The sequence below is a fragment of the Lentzea alba genome (assembly GCF_011067745.1).
Lineage (GTDB): Bacteria > Actinomycetota > Actinomycetes > Mycobacteriales > Pseudonocardiaceae > Lentzea > Lentzea alba.
This window is the reverse complement of sequence record NZ_JAAMPJ010000033.1, coordinates 1-888: the sequence shown is the minus strand read 5'-3', so window position 1 is coordinate 888 and position 888 is coordinate 1. Positions and strand designations below refer to the sequence as shown.

1 pseudogene is annotated in these 888 nt (G+C 67.3%); it reads right to left on the bottom strand.

The window, feature by feature from the left end:
• A pseudogene (locus tag G7043_RS47455) lies at positions 1–838 on the bottom strand (IS5 family transposase); the annotation flags it as partial.
• Positions 839–888: the final 50 nt, after the last annotated feature.

The following is an 888-nucleotide window of genomic DNA, read 5'->3' as shown; positions in this document are numbered from 1 at the left end:
GCGCGATGGTAGGCGGCTCGTTTCGCGAACCTGGTGGCCAGGCCACGAAACTGCTTGAGGCGGCTGAAACAGCGCTCGACCACGTTGCGCAGCTTGTAGAGGTCGGGGTCGAAGGCCGGTGGCCTGCCACCGGCCGAGCCCTTGGCCTTGCGGCGGTCGATCTGGTCGACGCGTTCAGGGATGGTGGCCTTGATCCGCCGCTGCCGTAACGCGGTGCGGGTGCTCGGGTGGGTGTAGGCCTTGTCGGCGATCACGCGTCCGACTCGTACTCGCTGCCCGTCCACGTCGATGTCGTGGATGTCGTCGAGCAGTGGCAGCAGTTGCGGGTTATCGCCGGCCTGGCCGGGCGTGAGGATCACCGCCAGCGGCAGGCCGGCCGCGTCGACCGCTAGATGCAGCTTGGTCGTCAAGCCTCCGCGGGAGCGTCCGAGGCATTCCCCGTCGATGGCGAGCGCTTCGATCCAGTCCGCGCAGCCCCCTTTTTCCGGGCGCCCGCGGCGTGCTGGTGGGCTCGGACGCTTGTGGAGTCGACGCTGACCACGAACGCCACGTTGTCCTCGAGTGTTCCGAGGGAGTCGTCTTTGACGATCACGTGGTCCAGGATCCGGTCCCACGTCCCGTCCGCGGTCCACTTCCGTAGTCGCTCGTGCGCGGTCTTCCACGGCCCATAGCGTTCCGGGAGATCTCGCCAGGGCGCACCGGTGCGTTCCTTCCACAGGATCGCGTTGATCACCTGCCGGTGGCTGCGCCACCGGCCACCGCGCTGCCCGTTCTGCGCGGGCAGCAACGGCGCGATCGCAGCCCAGGCCTTGTCCGTCAGCTCACCACGTCCGACCACACATCATCATCTGCACACGATCATGAGAAAGATCCGCAGGACACGCCCTA